We start from the raw sequence: 13,361 nt of genomic DNA, 5'->3' as shown, positions 1-13,361 counted from the left end.
CGGCGCCGGCGGCGGCGGCGCGGGGACGGTCCCGGCGTCGCTGACCGCGACGCCCGCGCAAACCTGGCGGATCCGGGCCGCACCGGCCCGTCGCCCAACGGAAGGAGACGGTCATGGCGCAGGTCAAGGGAATCGGAGGCGTGTTCTTCCGGGCGGAGGATCCGGAGGCTCTCGGCGCGTGGTACGCGGAATGGCTCGGGCTGCCGGTGCAGCACCCCTACGGGGCCAGCCTGTCCCACGCCGACCTGGCGGACGACGGCCTGAGCGTCTGGTGCCCCTTCAAGGCGGACACCGACTACTTCGGACCGTCGGGGCAGGCCTTCATGATCAACCTGATCGTCGACGATCTGGACGGCGCCCTGGCCCAGGTGGCCCAGGGCGGCGCGGAGGTCGTGCCGCAGCAGGAGGACGGCGAGTTCGGCCGCTTCGGGTGGTTCGTCGACCCGGCGGGCAACCGGGTCGAGCTGTGGCAGCCGCCGGCCTGAGCCGGGGAGACGGCAGCGGGTGTCGGCAAACGCGAACGGGCCCGGAGCGTCGGCTCCGGGCCCGTCGTCGTTTCGGTCCGGACGCGTCCTAGTTGAACAGCGCCTTCACCGCACCCCAGCTCTGGTCCTCGATGGCGACGGCGGAGTCGTCGTTGATCGAGAAGACGGGGTTGGCCGTGCCGCCCGTGGAACCCCACATGGGGGCCAGGTTGCCGTCCTGCCAGTCGGTGGAGTTCGGATCGTTGGCATCCACGAACGCCATCTCGCCGTCGATCGAGTCGAAGCGGATGTTGCTCAGGAAGACCTGGAACGGATCGGTGGTGGTCACCAGGAGGGTGAACGTCGCCAGGACGACCGCGCCGCCGCTGACGGGCACGTTCGTGGCGAAGCCCATGGCGTACTCGTCGGCCTCGCTGGCCGCGTCGATGGCCTGGGCCGGGAAGGCCTCGGCGGTCTTGAAGAAGGCCGGGCTGTCGGGCCAGGTGATCTTGGCCTCGAAGCCGGCGATGTCGGTCACGGCGACCTCGGTGCCGGTGCCGCCGTTGAACGTGAAGTTGGTCGGGTTGGTCAGGACCAGGTACACGTCGAACGGGGTGTTCGGCGTCGCGTCGTAGTTGGCGGCGGCCGGGGTGCCGACCATGTCGGTGTAGATGCCGACCTGGTTCAGGTGCTGGGCCATCGTGGCCGCGGGCATCAGGATCGTCAGGGCGGCGAGAGTGGCCGCAGTCAGCATGAGCCTTTTCACGGGATCAACCTTCCTGTGTTGGTGACGGGCCAGGTCTCTGGCCTGGGAAACCGGAGCGGTTTCGAAATACCTACGGGGGTTATCGACGCGGGGGGGCGGGGACTTTAACCCTGATTCGGGCCGTTTCCGGGCCAGGAAGCCCGTCGGCTTGACGCCGACGCCCACGTGGTCTACCTTTTTTCCCGACAACGCCATACGACGACAACTTCGGGGCGGGGTGCAATTCCCCACCGGCGGTGAGAGCCCGCGACCCCCGTCAAACACCTCTTCCGGGAGGCGACGGGGCTGACCCGGTGGAAATCCGGGGCCGACAGTGAAAGTCTGGATGAGAGAAGTTGGGTCCTGCCTGGTGCGCCATGCAGCGGTTTCCGCATGCGTGGGGCCGTCGCGCGCGTCCCTCCGTCTCCCATCGAATCCCCGTTTTCAGCCAAGATGCCGCCGCCCGGCGGCGCGGGAGCAGGGACGATGGCCGCGACACCCGAAACCCCCCGCGAACGACCCGCCCCGGACGCGTCCGGCGACGGACGCTGGATGGACGAGGCCCTCGCCCTGGCGCGTGGGGCCGCGAGCCGCACCTGGCCCAACCCGCCGGTGGGGGCGGTGGTCGTGCGGGACGGCGTGGTCGTCGGTCGGGGCGCCCACGAGGGGGCCGGCACGCCCCACGCCGAGCCGATCGCCCTGGCCGAGGCCGGCGACCGGGCCCGCGGCGCCACGCTCTACGTCACCCTAGAACCGTGCAACCACCAGGGGCGGACCCCGCCCTGCGCGCCGGCCGTCGCCGCCAGCGGCGTCACGCGGGTCGTGGTGGCCATGCGCGACCCCAACCCGGCCGTCATCGGCGGCGGCTGCCGCCACCTGCGCGACCGCGGCATCAGGGTCGACTGCGGCCTGCGCGCCGCCGCGGCCCTCGACCTGGTCTGGCCCTTCGTGACGACCGACAACTTCGCCCGGCCCTACGTCGAGCTCAAGACGGCGCACAGCCTCGACGGGTGGTTCGCGCCGGATGCGGTCCTGCGCGAGTCGGACGCGCCGTTCTACCTCACGGGCGAGGTGGCGCGCCACGACGTGCACCGCCGGCGCCGCCGCGTCGACCTGGTCGTGGTCGGCGAGGAGACCGTGGCCGCCGACCGGCCGCGCCTCGACGGGCGCCTGGCCGCCGCCGAGTCCGACGTGCCGAACGAGGATCCGGTCGCCGCCTACGTCGACACCGACCTGAGCTGGGCGGGGGGCTTCGCGCGCGACGAGTACGTCGTCTTCGCCGGCGAGACCGCGCGCGAGAGCGCGGCCCGCGCGCGCATCGAGGCCGACGGCGGCCGCGTGATCTTCTGCCGCGAGTCCGCCGGGCGGGTCGACCCCGCCGACCTGGTCGCCCGGGCGGGCGCGGCCGGTTTCCTGGCGATCATGGTCGAGGGCGGCGCGCGGCTGGCGGCCGCCTTCCTGCGCGCCGGCGTCGTCGACCGCTGGCTGCGCTACCAGGCCCCCGTGGTGCTCGGCGGCGGCGTGGGCTGGCCGGACGGCTTCCTCCCCGCGGGCGCCGTCGACCGGTCGTTCCGCCTGACGTCGACGACCCGGCTGGGTCCGGACCTGCTCACCATCCACGACCGTCGGGACTTCGCCGCCGTGCTGGCGCGGGTCACCCTGTAGGAGGAGACGGATGTTCACCGGCCTGATCCGCGAAATCGGCACCCTCGGCGGCACGAGCCCCGCCGGCGGCGCCGTGCGCCTGGACATCACCGCGCCCCTGACCGCGGAGCGGTTGGCGGTGGGCGACAGCGTGGCGGTCGACGGCATCTGCCTGACGGTGACACGGGTGCGCGGCCGGAGCTTCTCGGTCGCGGCGGTGGGGGAGACCCGGCGCCTGACCACCCTGGGCACGTGGCGCCGCGGCCGTCGGCTGCACCTCGAGCCGGCCCTGCGCGTGGGCGACGCCCTCGACGGGCACCTGATGCAGGGGCACGTGGACGGGGTCGGTCGCGTGACGGGGCTGCGCCGCAGCGGCGGTGGCCTTGCCGTGACGGTGGCGGCGGACGCCGCCCAGCGCCGCTTCCTGACGCCCAAGGGCTCGGTCGGCGTCGACGGCGTGAGCCTGACGGTCGACGAGGGGCCGTTCACGACCGGCTTCACCGTGAACCTGATCCCGCACACCCTGCAGGAGACCCGCTTCGGCGAGCTGCGGGTGGGCGACCACGTGAATCTCGAGATGGACGTGCTGGTCAAGGCGGTGCGCACCGGGGACATGACCCTGCTGCCGCGCCTGGACCCCGGCGCGGCCGACGCCGGGACCGCCGCCGCGGCCGGGGCGTCCGGCCTGACCATGGACCAGCTGCTGGCCAAGGGCGCCTGGCGCCCGCGGTCGCGCAAGCGGACAGGGGACTGACATGAGCGATGCGAAGCGACCGGCCGCGCCCGGCGCGGTGAACACGATTCCCGAGGCGCTCGCGGCCCTCAGGCGCGGCGAGATGATCATCGTCGTCGACGACGAGGACCGCGAGAACGAGGGCGACTTCATCATGGCCGCCGAGAAGGTGACGCCCGAGGCGGTGAACTTCATCGCCAAGCACGGGCGCGGCCTGATCTGCCTCTCGGCCACCGGCGAGCGCCTGCGCGAGCTCGACATCCACCCCATGGTGGCGCGCAACACCGCCAGCCTGGGCACGAAGTTCACCGTGAGCATCGACGCCGCGACGGGCGTCACCACCGGCATCAGCGCCGCCGACCGGGCCCGCACGATCCAGGTCTTCATCGACCCCAAGACGAATCCGGCCGACCTGGCGCGGCCGGGCCACATCTTTCCCCTCGAGGCCCAGCCCGGCGGCGTGCTCAAGCGCGCCGGGCACACCGAGGCCGTGGTCGACCTGTGCCAGGCGGCGGGCCTGTATCCGGCCGGCCTGCTCTGCGAGATCATGGACGACGACGGCGAGATGGCCCGCATGCCGCGGCTGCGCGAGATGGCCGCCGCGTTCGACCTGAAGCTCATCACGATCGCCGACCTGATCGCCTGGCGCCGCAACCACGACAAGCTCGTCACCCGCGAGGCCGAGGTGCCCCTGCCCACCGAGTTCGGCACCTTCGACATGATCGCCTACACGAGCACCGTCGAGGGGGCGACCCACGTCGCGCTGACCAAGGGCGAGATCGGCCCGGACGAGCCGGTGCTCGTGCGCGTGCATTCGGAGTGCATGACCGGCGACCTCTTCCACAGCCAGCGCTGCGACTGCGGGCAGCAGATGGAGGCCGCCCTGCGCGCCATCGAGCAGGAGGGCCGCGGCGTCTTCCTCTACATGCGGCAGGAGGGCCGGGGCATCGGGCTGATCAACAAGATGAAGGCCTACAACCTGCAGGACCAGGGCGCCGACACGGTCGAGGCCAACGAACGCCTCGGGTTCGCGGCCGACCTCAGGGACTACGGACTCGGCGCGCAGATCCTGCGCGACCTGGGCGTCCGGCGCATGAAGCTGATGACGAACAACCCGCGCAAGATCGTCGGGCTGGAGAGCTACGGGCTCGAACTGGTGGACCGCGTGCCGCTGCAGATCGAGCCGAACCTGAACAACGCGAAGTACCTGCACACGAAGAAGGCCCGCATGGGCCACATGCTGGATCACCTGTAGAAGGAGACGAGAGACATGGGACGCAAGTTCGAAGGCAAGTTCGACGCCCGGGGCAAGAAGATCGCCATCGTGGGCAGCCGCTTCAACGACTTCTTCACCAGCGAGCTGATGGAGGGCGCCCTGGACTGCCTGCACCGCCACGGCGTCGACGACGACCGGATCGACACGGCGTGGGTGCCGGGCGGCTTCGAGATCCCCATCGCGGCCAAGCGCTTCGTGCAGACCGGCCGCTACGCCGCGGTGATCTGCGTGGGCTGCATCATCCAGGGCGACACGCCGCACTTCCACTACGTCTCGAGCGAGGTCACCAAGGGCATCGCCCAGGTCTCGCTCGACTCGAACATCCCCGTGGTGTACGGCATCGTCACCGCCGAGACCCTCGACCAGGCCATCGAGCGCAGCGGCACCAAGGCCGGCAACAAGGGCTTCGACGCGGCGCTGACGGCGCTCGAGATGATCGACCTCTGCGCCGAGATCGACGCGGGGTAGGATCAGCGCCCTCTTGCCGGAGAGGCGGCCGATCGCCTAGACTGGAGTGGCGGCACCACCCCTGCGGCGGTGCCGGCCTCCGGATACTCGCCCGGAGAGGATAGGTCTCATGCGCAAGGGGATCCTGATCGCCGCCGTCCTGCTGGCGGCCGGATGCAGCAACGAACTGGCCCCACCGGTGCCGGACGCCGCCGGCCCGCCGGTCGTCACGGACAAGGTCCGCATTCCGGCCCATCCCGGCCAGGCGACGCTCGAGTTCTGGGACGCGGTCGACGCCTACCTGGCCGACGGGGCCGAGTTCCTGCCCGCCGATCCGGCCGTCGACACCAACGCCGCCGGCCGCACGCTCAGCCAGTACCTGCCCCGTGACCACCCGTGGTTCGCGGGCACCTCCCGGTTCACCTACACCGGATCGAGATGGTCGTACTCGGCGACCATCCGCGAGGAGATTTCGGAGTCGAAGTATCTCGACCTGCTGTTCGTGAGCGCCTACCCGTCCCTCGGCCCGCCCCCGGACCACCCCCGGTGGGACACCTGGTACGGTTCGACCGAGCGCACCCGCAACCGGTTCAAGAGAACGGTGCGCGACGCCGTGGCGATCCAGCGGGGTTTCCTGCGCTTCATGGCCGCCGGAACGCCGCAGCCCTGGTATCCCATGGATGTCTACCGGGCCCTGAACGATGCGGGGCGCCCTGTCATGAGCTACGTTCGGGGGCCCGATCCGCTGCCCAACCGGTACACGGGCGTGCGGAACAACCCCGGGACGGGCCCGGCGCCGGCGGTCGGCCCCGGCGCCATCCGGGTCGGAGAAGTCTTCTCGTCGCCGACAGGCTGGAATACCGGTTTCGTCGTGTCGGCCGAGGGTGTTTTCGGCGGGTGGGAGGCCCTGACCATCGTCTACGACGATCCGGTCCCGGGCGGAGGAGAGCCGTCGCCGCGGTCCGACGGCCCCGTGGTCGGGCGCTGACAAGGCGGGAGCGAACCGGCGGCCCGTCCGAACCCGCATCCGGGAGGCGTGGCCTCCTGAAAGGAGCCTGCCATGCCGGCCATCGGCTTCGCCGTCCTCTATCGCTGGCGCCTGCACCCCGGTCGCGAAGACGACTTCGTGGCGGCCTGGGCCGAGATGACCGCGGCCATCCGGCGTGAACGCGGCGGCCTCGGCTCGCGCCTGCACCGCAGCGACGACGGCACGTGGGTGGCCTACGCCCAGTGGCCGGACCGCGCCGCGTGGGAAGCGGCCCAGGCCGGCGAAAGCGTCGCGCCCGCGGCGGCCGCCGTCATGGGTGCGGCCATCGCCGAACGCTTCCCCGCGATTCCGCTCGAACCGCTGGCCGATCTGCTGTCGACCGGCGGCGGAGACGACTGATCAGCGACGGATTTCGAAGGACCAGACGGCCGCGACGGAGTCGGCCCCGGCCGGTACATAGACGGCCGGTTGCGCCCGGGCGGTGGCGAGACAACCCGCCGCCGGCGCCTCGAGCCGGCCCGGCCGGTCGTGCACCGAAGGGCCGAGCAGCAGCCAGGCGACCCCGTCGCGCGCGACGGCGGCGTCCAGCCCGGCGGGGTCGGCGGGCAGATCGACCACCGGCCGGCGCAGGTGGATGTGGCGCTGCAGGGGATCGTTGCACATGACGACGGCGTCGGGCGCCGTGCGCTCCCGCACGAGCCCCGCGCCCGCGCCCGGATCGACGAGCCCGCTGCCGTCGGCGTTGCGGGTGGCCCCGAGCGGGCGCGCGATGCGCCAGCCGTCGTGCGCGAGTCCGCCCAGGACCATCGCCCCGACGACGAGGGCGGCGAGCGGGCGCCGGTCCCAGCTTCCGGCCAGCACCAGCCACGCCCCGACCGGGAGCACCGGCAGCAGCAGGCGTGTCTGCACCGGAGTCGGGTAGCCGCGGAAGTTCACCAGCGCCACCATGGTGAAGAAGAGGAAGAAGAACGCCAACCGGGCCCGCACGCGGGCCGGTCCGGTGCGCCAGAGCCGTCCCGCCGCCCGTCCGACCAGCACCATCAGGCCGACGCCGACCGCCAGCGCCGCGAGCTGGTAGACGATGCCCACGCCCGCGCGGACGAACGCATCGCGCACCGGCGCGCCGAAGACCGGCACCAGGGCCACGGGCCATTCGACGACGTAAAGGAGCGCGCTGCCCAGGGCGAAGCGTCCGCCGGTTTCGGCGCCGAGGCCGCCCACCTGGGCCACGTATGCGGCGCTGAGGGGACTCGTCTCCGTCAGGAGCCAGATGGGCACCAGCACGACCAGCGCCGCCGCCAGGAACAGCAGCAGGTCGCGCGTGCGGCGCTCGGCCACCAGCACGACCCCGACCGCGAGCACGCCCGCCCAACCCACCGTGCGCACCGCGATGCCGGCCCCGGCCAGGACGCCGGCCAGGGCGAGGGGGCGCGACCGGCCGCCTTCCAGGCCGCGCGCGGCCGCGAGCAGCGAGGCCAGGGCCAGGGCGGCGTAGGGCAGGTCGCTGAGGATGCGGCCGGCCCAGCCCAGCAGCCACGGGTTCACCGCGAGGGCGGCCACGAGGGCGAGGCGCAGCGGGCGCGGCGTCCCGGCCGGCGGCCACCACCAGGCGAGGAGCACGAGGGCCAGGGCGGCCAGCACCGGCACTGCGCGGAAGACGCCGAGGGAATCGGGCCAAGCGGCCGCCAGGGGGGCGAGCAGGAGGGGGAAGCCGGCCGGGAAGATCCCCGGCCGCTCGTCCATGCGGCCGGGCCCGAGGCTCAGCACCGGGCCGCGCCCCTCGGCCAGGGAGCGGGCCATCTCCACGTAGTAGGCGTCGTCCGTCGCGGCGCCCACCGGCGCCTCGTCCAGGCGCAGGGCCAGGATCACCGCGCCGAGCAGGCAGGCGGCGGCGCAGGCGGCCACCGCGAGACGGCCGGCCGGGACGGGGGGCGGGGGCGCTGAGGTGCGGGACATGGGGCCATCCGGGTTGGGGTTCGTCACCGGGGCACTCTAACCTCCGGCCGCCCGTCCGATCAACGCCCGAGATCGCCGAGCCGCGACCCCCGGGGCGTAACCCCCGCGCCGGCGACGCGTCTGAGCCTGGAGACCCACGCGACTCCCTTCCACCGCCCGAGGTGCTCCATGCTCGACCCCCGTTTCCGCCAGGCCGTGGCCGAGGCCCGCGCCGCGCTCGTGCAGCACCGCCTGCGCACCGTGCTGTCCGGCCTGGGCATCGTCATCGGCGTGGCCTCGATCAGCGCCGTGCTGGCCATGGGGGACGGGCTCGAGGCGTTCGCCCGGGAGCAGATCGCCGCGTCGACCGGTGTGCTCGACGTGATCCTGGCGCCGCAGCGGACGCGCACGGTGGCGGGCGAGCGGCAGCCCCTCCGCGAGGAGGACCGCTTCGCGCTCGACGCCGCCGGCCTGGCCGACCTGGCCGCCGGCCTGCCCGGCCTCGCCGCCGCGACCCTCTGGGAGCAGGGCACCGTCGAGGTGGCCTACGCCGACACGGCCGGGGTGCTCGTCGACCTGGTCGGCGTGCTGCCCGGCGGAATCGCCCTGGGCGACTTCGCGCTCGGGGCCGGACGCGATTTCACCGCCGCCGATCTGGCTGCCGACCGGCCGGTGTGCCTGGTGCCGGCCGCAGCGGCGGCGCGCCTCCTGCCCGGCGGCGAGTTCGGCACGCTGCGCCTCGAGGACACCGAGTTCGCCGTGATCGGCCTGCTGGACGGTGACGAGGTGCCGCCGGTCGTCGTGCTCCAGCCCCGGGTCGCGCGGATCGACATCGATCCCTCGACCACGAGCCTGCCGTCGGCCCTGTTCCGCGCCGTCGCCGTGGAGGACGTGCCGGCCCTGCAGGACGCCGTGGGCGCCCGGCTGGACGCGGCGCACCCCGACTGGCGGGAGCGGGCGACCCTCGTCAGCTACCGGACCTACGCCGACCAGGCCGCCCGCGGCCTGCTCCTGTTCAAGGCGTTCATGGTGGCGATCACGGGCATCGCGCTGCTGGTCGGGGGCATCGGGATCATGAACGTGCTGCTGATGTCCGTGGGCGAGCGCACGCGGGAGATCGGCATCCGCCGGGCCATGGGCGCCCGGGCGGCGGACATCCGGCGGCAGGTGTTCGTCGAGGCCGTGCTCATGTGCGGCGCGGGAGCGGCCCTCGGCGCCGGGCTCGGCATCGCCGGGGCCTACGGGATCGCCTTCGTCCTGCGCCGGATCAGCGGGAACCCCTTCCATGCGGCCGTCACCTGGCCCTCGGTGGCCTTCGCCATCGGGGCCTCGGTGGTGGTGGGCATGGTGTTCGGGATCCTGCCCGCCCGCCGGGCCGCCGGCCTGCAGCCGGTCGACGCCATCCGGCACGAATAGGCGCCCCGGGGCCGCCAGCCTTGTCCGGGAGGGCCTTTTCGGCTATAATTGACGCCAGCGCAACCGGGGAAGGCACGTCCTTCCCCTTTTTGCCGGGAACCGGTGGCCCCGCGGGGGCCTTCACCGGGCGCCAACCTGCTCTTTGACAGGAGAATACCGCGTGGGCAAACGCAGAAAAGGCCGTGAAATCGTGCTCCAGTCCATGTACGCCTCGCTGATCAGCGGGAGCGCGCTGCCGGACGTCCTGGAGGACCAGATCCTGCGCCGCGAGTCGGCCGACGACACCATCGTCTTCGCCCGCGACCTGGCCGGGAAGGTCAAGGCGCACGCCGGCGAACTCGACCGGTGGCTGAACTCGCTGATCAGCGACCGCTGGGACCCGTCCCGGCTCGGGACGCTCGAGGTGGTCATCCTGACCATCGGCCTCGCGGAACTCCGCTTCAGCCCCGACGTGCCCTTCCGCGCGGTCATCAACGAAGCCTGCGAGCTGGCCCACCGCTACTGCGAGGACGGCGCCGTCGGCTTCGTCAACGCGATCCTCGACCGGGCCGCCGGCGAGACCTATCCCGACCTCAAGCAGCCGGGCGTCACCCAGCCCGCGCCCGTCGTGCCCACGCCCGACGCCGCCGGCGACGAGGAGGGCGCGTCGTGAGAGCCTCCACGCCCGACCACTGGCAGAAATTCTGGGAAGAGGCCGACACCCTCGAACTCGACGACGTCTACGGCACCGACGGCCGCATGGTGCGCGAGATCACCGGGCTGCTGGGCCAGGACCTGACCGGGCGCCGCATCCTCGAGGTGGGGGCCGGGACCGGCCGCGACGCCGTGACCCTGGCCAAGGCCGGGGCCGAGGTGCTGACCCTCGACTACGTGCCGGGCTCCCTCGAGCTGACGGTCAAGGCCGCCGGCCAGGTGGGCGTCACCGTGGCGCCGGTGTGCGGCAACGGCATGGACAGCCCCTTCGCCGACGGCACCTTCGACGTCGTCTTCCACCAGGGCCTGCTCGAGCACTTCCCCGACCCGCTGCCGCTGCTGCGCGACAACATCCGCATCCTCAAGCCGGGCGGCTCGGTCGTCATCGACGTGCCCCAGACCTGGCACTACTACACCCTGGGCAAGATGGCCCTCATCGCCATCGACAAGTGGTTCGCCGGCTGGGAGACCCAGTTCACCATCGCCGAACTCGAGCGGATGATGACCGACGAGGGGCTCACCGTGACCCGCAGCTACGGCGACTGGATGGTGCCGGGCCTGTGGTACCGCGCCCTGCGCAAGATCCTGCTCACGCGCCTGGGCTGGAAGCTGCCCATGTTCCCCGAGCCGGTCCCGCCCCTGGCGCGGTTGGGCGAGAAGTGGCGCGCCTGGTTCGGCACCAGGCGCCTGTCGCTGTACACGACGCCCACCATCGGCGTGATCGCGCGCAAGCCGGAGGCGTAGCCCTGAAGATCCTCGCGGTCAACTGGCGCGACATCGGCGACCCCCTCGGCGGCGGCGCCGAGATGCACCTGCACCACATCCTGAAGGGGGCCGTCGACCGGGGCTGGCACGTCGATCTGGTCTGCGCCGGTTACGACGGCGCGCCCGCCCACGACGTGGTCGACGGCGTGAACATCCACCGGCGCGGCCACTGGACGGTGGCCAATTTCGTCCTGCCCGGCCTGGTGAAGCGCCTCCTGCAGACCGGCGACTACGACCTGCTCGTCGAGGACATCAACAAGATCCCCTTCTACACGCCGCTCTACCGCGGCGCGACGCCGCTGCTGGCCATCGTGCCGCACCTCTTCGGCACCACCGTGTACCGCGAGGCGAACCCCCTGACGGCGACCTACGTCTACGGCGCCGAACGCCTCGTGGCGCCCCTGTACCGCGATGTCGACTTCGAGGTCATCAGCCCCTCGACCCGCGACGACCTGATCGGGCGCGGGATGGACGGCGGCCGCATCCGCACCATCTTCTGCGGCATGGAGCACGGGAAGTTCACCCTGGCCGACCCGCCGCCGCGCAGCGAGACGCCCCTGATCGTGTCGTGGAGCCGCCTGCGCCGCTACAAGAGCGTCGACGTGGCGATCCGGGCCTTCGGCCGCATCGTCGCGGCCCGGCCCGACGCCCGCATGCTGGTCATGGGGCGCGGGCCGGACGAGTCCCGCCTGCGGAAGCTCGTCGCGAAACTCGGCCTCGACGACACCGTCGCCTTCAGCGGCTTCATGCCCTGGGACGAGCTCGTGCACACCCTGCACCGCGCCCACGTCTTCCTGAACCCGAGCCCCAAGGAGGGTTGGGGCCTGACGGTCATCGAGGCCAACCAGTGCGGCCTGCCCGTGGTGGCCAGCGACCGGCCGGGCCTGCGCGACTCGGTGCGCGACGGCGAGACCGGCTTCCTGGTGCCCTACGGCGACGACACGGCGTTCGCGGCGCGGGCCCTGGAGATCATCGACGCCCCCGACCTCTTCGCGCGCCAAAGCGCCGCGGCCCGCGCCTGGGCCGGCACGTTCAGCTGGCAGCGCTGCGTCGACGAGTCGCTCGACCTCTTCCGGGAGGTCGCGCGGCGGGGAGGGCGTCGGGTTTGACGGCGACCGGCGGCAGCGGCGCGCCCGCGGGCGGCGGCGGACGGCAGCTCGCCGTCTTCGTGGCCAAGCTCGTCATCAGCGGGGCCCTCATCGCCTTCGTGCTCGCGCGGATCTCCTTCACCGAGATCCAGGCGGCCATGCGCACGCCCCGCTGGGGATGGCTGCTGGCGGCCCTCGGCGTGTACGGCGTCTCGGCCCTGGGCGGAGCGCAGCAGTGGGCCTGGATCCTGCGCGTGACGGGCGTGACGACGCCGGTGCGCGAGATCCGGCGGCTGTACTTCATCGGGCTCTTCTTCAACAACTTCCTGCCCGCCAACATCGGCGGCGACGCCTACAAGATCATCGATCTCGGGCGCCGCGAGAACCGGCCCCACGCCGTCTTCTGCGCCACCCTGATGGACCGCCTGATCGGTCTCGGGGCCCTGACGGCGCTGGCCGTGCTGGTCATGGCGGGCTGCGCCCTGGCCGGCGTGCCGCTGCCGCGCACGGCCCTGCTGATGATCCCGGTGCTGCTCTTCCTGTTCGGTGTGCTGGCCCTGCTGCTCTCGCGCCGGCTGGGGGCCCGCCTGCCCGGCCTGCTGCGGGCCATCGGGCTGGTGCGACTCGCCGAGCAGGCGGCGCAGGTCACGCACGAGTTCGGCGCCTTCCGCCGCCGGGTCGCCTTCATGAACGGGGTCCTCGCGTTCAGCATCGTGGTGCAGGCCCTGCGCATGGCGACCCACCTGCTGGTGGCCCTCGGGCTGGGGTTCGCCCTCGCGCCGGTGCAGGTTGCGCAGCTGCTGGTGCTGGTGCCCATGCTGGCCATCAGCCTCACCCTGCCGGTGACCATCAACGGCATCGGCCTGCGCGAGTCGGTCTCGGCCGAACTGCTGACGGCAGCCGGCCTGGGCGCCACCGCGGCGGTGGCCATGGAGGTGGCCGCCTACCTGGTGCAGGTCGTCTTCTCGCTGCAGGGCGGCGTGCTGCTGTGGCTGGGCCGCTGGGGGCGGTTGGGCCGGAACGGGAACTCATGAATCGAAGGGGCGTTGCAGGGCCCGGCGCCGGATCCGGCCTATGCAAAGCCATCACATGTGGTAGATTTGCGGGCCGGGGCCGTGCCCCCGCAGCCCGTCCGAGCCCACTCTCCGCCGAAGGTGTGACGCACTG

Annotated in this window: 14 protein-coding genes and 1 riboswitch; of the genes, 12 read left to right on the top strand and 2 right to left on the bottom strand. The window is 72.6% G+C overall.

What is annotated here, in order from left to right:
- Nucleotides 1–113 precede the first annotated feature (113 nt).
- Complete coding sequence (locus KDM41_08495) at nt 114–485, top strand: VOC family protein (GenBank protein ID MCB1183460.1); 372 nt, start codon at nt 114–116, stop codon at nt 483–485.
- A gap of 88 nt (nt 486–573) precedes the next feature.
- Here the strand turns inward: KDM41_08495 and KDM41_08490 are convergent, their stop codons facing one another.
- Nucleotides 574–1,230, bottom strand: coding sequence for a hypothetical protein (locus tag KDM41_08490; GenBank protein MCB1183459.1), 657 nt, complete (start codon nt 1,228–1,230; stop codon nt 574–576).
- 199 nt (nt 1,231–1,429) lie between these two features.
- Nucleotides 1,430–1,571, top strand: a riboswitch (FMN riboswitch).
- A gap of 124 nt (nt 1,572–1,695) precedes the next feature.
- Here KDM41_08490 and ribD point away from each other — a divergent pair.
- The 6 genes from ribD (at nt 1,696) to KDM41_08460 (ending at nt 6,696) form a co-directional block, all read left to right on the top strand.
- A complete protein-coding gene (gene ribD, locus KDM41_08485) occupies nt 1,696–2,874 on the top strand; it encodes a bifunctional diaminohydroxyphosphoribosylaminopyrimidine deaminase/5-amino-6-(5-phosphoribosylamino)uracil reductase RibD (protein ID MCB1183458.1) in 1,179 nt (392 codons plus the stop codon).
- Between the two features lie 10 nt (nt 2,875–2,884).
- A complete protein-coding gene (locus tag KDM41_08480) occupies nt 2,885–3,607 on the top strand; it encodes a riboflavin synthase (GenBank protein MCB1183457.1) in 723 nt (240 codons plus the stop codon).
- A 1-nt stretch (nt 3,608) separates the two neighbouring features.
- Nucleotides 3,609–4,841, top strand: a complete 1,233-nt coding sequence (locus KDM41_08475; protein MCB1183456.1) for a bifunctional 3,4-dihydroxy-2-butanone-4-phosphate synthase/GTP cyclohydrolase II — start codon at nt 3,609–3,611, stop codon at nt 4,839–4,841.
- Nucleotides 4,842–4,856: 15 nt separating this feature from the next.
- Complete coding sequence (locus KDM41_08470) at nt 4,857–5,330, top strand: 6,7-dimethyl-8-ribityllumazine synthase (protein MCB1183455.1); 474 nt, start codon at nt 4,857–4,859, stop codon at nt 5,328–5,330.
- 109 nt (nt 5,331–5,439) lie between these two features.
- Entirely contained in the window at nt 5,440–6,297 is an 858-nt protein-coding gene (locus KDM41_08465; protein ID MCB1183454.1) for a hypothetical protein, read from the top strand.
- A 72-nt stretch (nt 6,298–6,369) separates the two neighbouring features.
- Entirely contained in the window at nt 6,370–6,696 is a 327-nt protein-coding gene (locus tag KDM41_08460) for an antibiotic biosynthesis monooxygenase (GenBank protein ID MCB1183453.1), read from the top strand.
- On the opposite strand, the gene KDM41_08455 is transcribed toward KDM41_08460, so the two are convergent.
- Entirely contained in the window at nt 6,697–8,253 is a 1,557-nt protein-coding gene (locus KDM41_08455) for a hypothetical protein (GenBank protein ID MCB1183452.1), read from the bottom strand.
- A gap of 168 nt (nt 8,254–8,421) precedes the next feature.
- Between KDM41_08455 and KDM41_08450 the strand changes: the two genes are divergently transcribed.
- The 5 genes from KDM41_08450 (at nt 8,422) to KDM41_08430 (ending at nt 13,228) form a co-directional block, all read left to right on the top strand.
- Nucleotides 8,422–9,648, top strand: a complete 1,227-nt coding sequence (locus KDM41_08450) for an ABC transporter permease (protein ID MCB1183451.1) — start codon at nt 8,422–8,424, stop codon at nt 9,646–9,648.
- A gap of 160 nt (nt 9,649–9,808) precedes the next feature.
- Nucleotides 9,809–10,300 (top strand): transcription antitermination factor NusB, encoded by a 492-nt coding sequence (gene nusB / locus KDM41_08445; GenBank protein ID MCB1183450.1) that lies wholly within the window; start codon nt 9,809–9,811, stop codon nt 10,298–10,300.
- Nucleotides 10,297–11,085: a class I SAM-dependent methyltransferase gene (locus tag KDM41_08440; protein ID MCB1183449.1), complete on the top strand. Its 789-nt coding sequence runs from the start codon at nt 10,297–10,299 to the stop codon at nt 11,083–11,085. The genes nusB and KDM41_08440 overlap by 4 nt, the downstream gene beginning before the upstream one ends.
- Nucleotides 11,001–12,215, top strand: a complete 1,215-nt coding sequence (locus KDM41_08435) for a glycosyltransferase family 4 protein (GenBank protein ID MCB1183448.1) — start codon at nt 11,001–11,003, stop codon at nt 12,213–12,215. The genes KDM41_08440 and KDM41_08435 overlap by 85 nt, the downstream gene beginning before the upstream one ends.
- Nucleotides 12,212–13,228: a flippase-like domain-containing protein gene (locus tag KDM41_08430; GenBank protein MCB1183447.1), complete on the top strand. Its 1,017-nt coding sequence runs from the start codon at nt 12,212–12,214 to the stop codon at nt 13,226–13,228. The genes KDM41_08435 and KDM41_08430 overlap by 4 nt, the downstream gene beginning before the upstream one ends.
- Nucleotides 13,229–13,361 lie beyond the last annotated feature (133 nt).

The sequence above is a fragment of the bacterium genome, from assembly GCA_020440705.1.
GTDB lineage: Bacteria > Krumholzibacteriota > Krumholzibacteriia > LZORAL124-64-63 > LZORAL124-64-63 > JAGRNP01.
Note: the sequence above shows the minus strand (reverse complement) of the source record. Positions and strands in the feature narration are given on the sequence as shown.

Bases quoted from the DNA above. Each gene is read 5' to 3' on its own strand.
- KDM41_08460 (MCB1183453.1), top strand. From the start codon at position 6,370: ATGCCGGCCATCGGCTTCGCCGTCCTCTATCGCTGGCGCCTGCACCCC.
- KDM41_08465 (MCB1183454.1), top strand. From the start codon at position 5,440: ATGCGCAAGGGGATCCTGATCGCCGCCGTCCTGCTGGCGGCCGGATGC.
- KDM41_08495 (MCB1183460.1), top strand. From the start codon at position 114: ATGGCGCAGGTCAAGGGAATCGGAGGCGTGTTCTTCCGGGCGGAGGAT.
- KDM41_08470 (MCB1183455.1), top strand. From the start codon at position 4,857: ATGGGACGCAAGTTCGAAGGCAAGTTCGACGCCCGGGGCAAGAAGATC.
- KDM41_08480 (MCB1183457.1), top strand. From the start codon at position 2,885: ATGTTCACCGGCCTGATCCGCGAAATCGGCACCCTCGGCGGCACGAGC.
- KDM41_08475 (MCB1183456.1), top strand. From the start codon at position 3,609: ATGAGCGATGCGAAGCGACCGGCCGCGCCCGGCGCGGTGAACACGATT.
- KDM41_08455 (MCB1183452.1), bottom strand. From the start codon at position 8,253: ATGTCCCGCACCTCAGCGCCCCCGCCCCCCGTCCCGGCCGGCCGTCTC.
- KDM41_08450 (MCB1183451.1), top strand. From the start codon at position 8,422: ATGCTCGACCCCCGTTTCCGCCAGGCCGTGGCCGAGGCCCGCGCCGCG.
- ribD (MCB1183458.1), top strand. From the start codon at position 1,696: ATGGCCGCGACACCCGAAACCCCCCGCGAACGACCCGCCCCGGACGCG.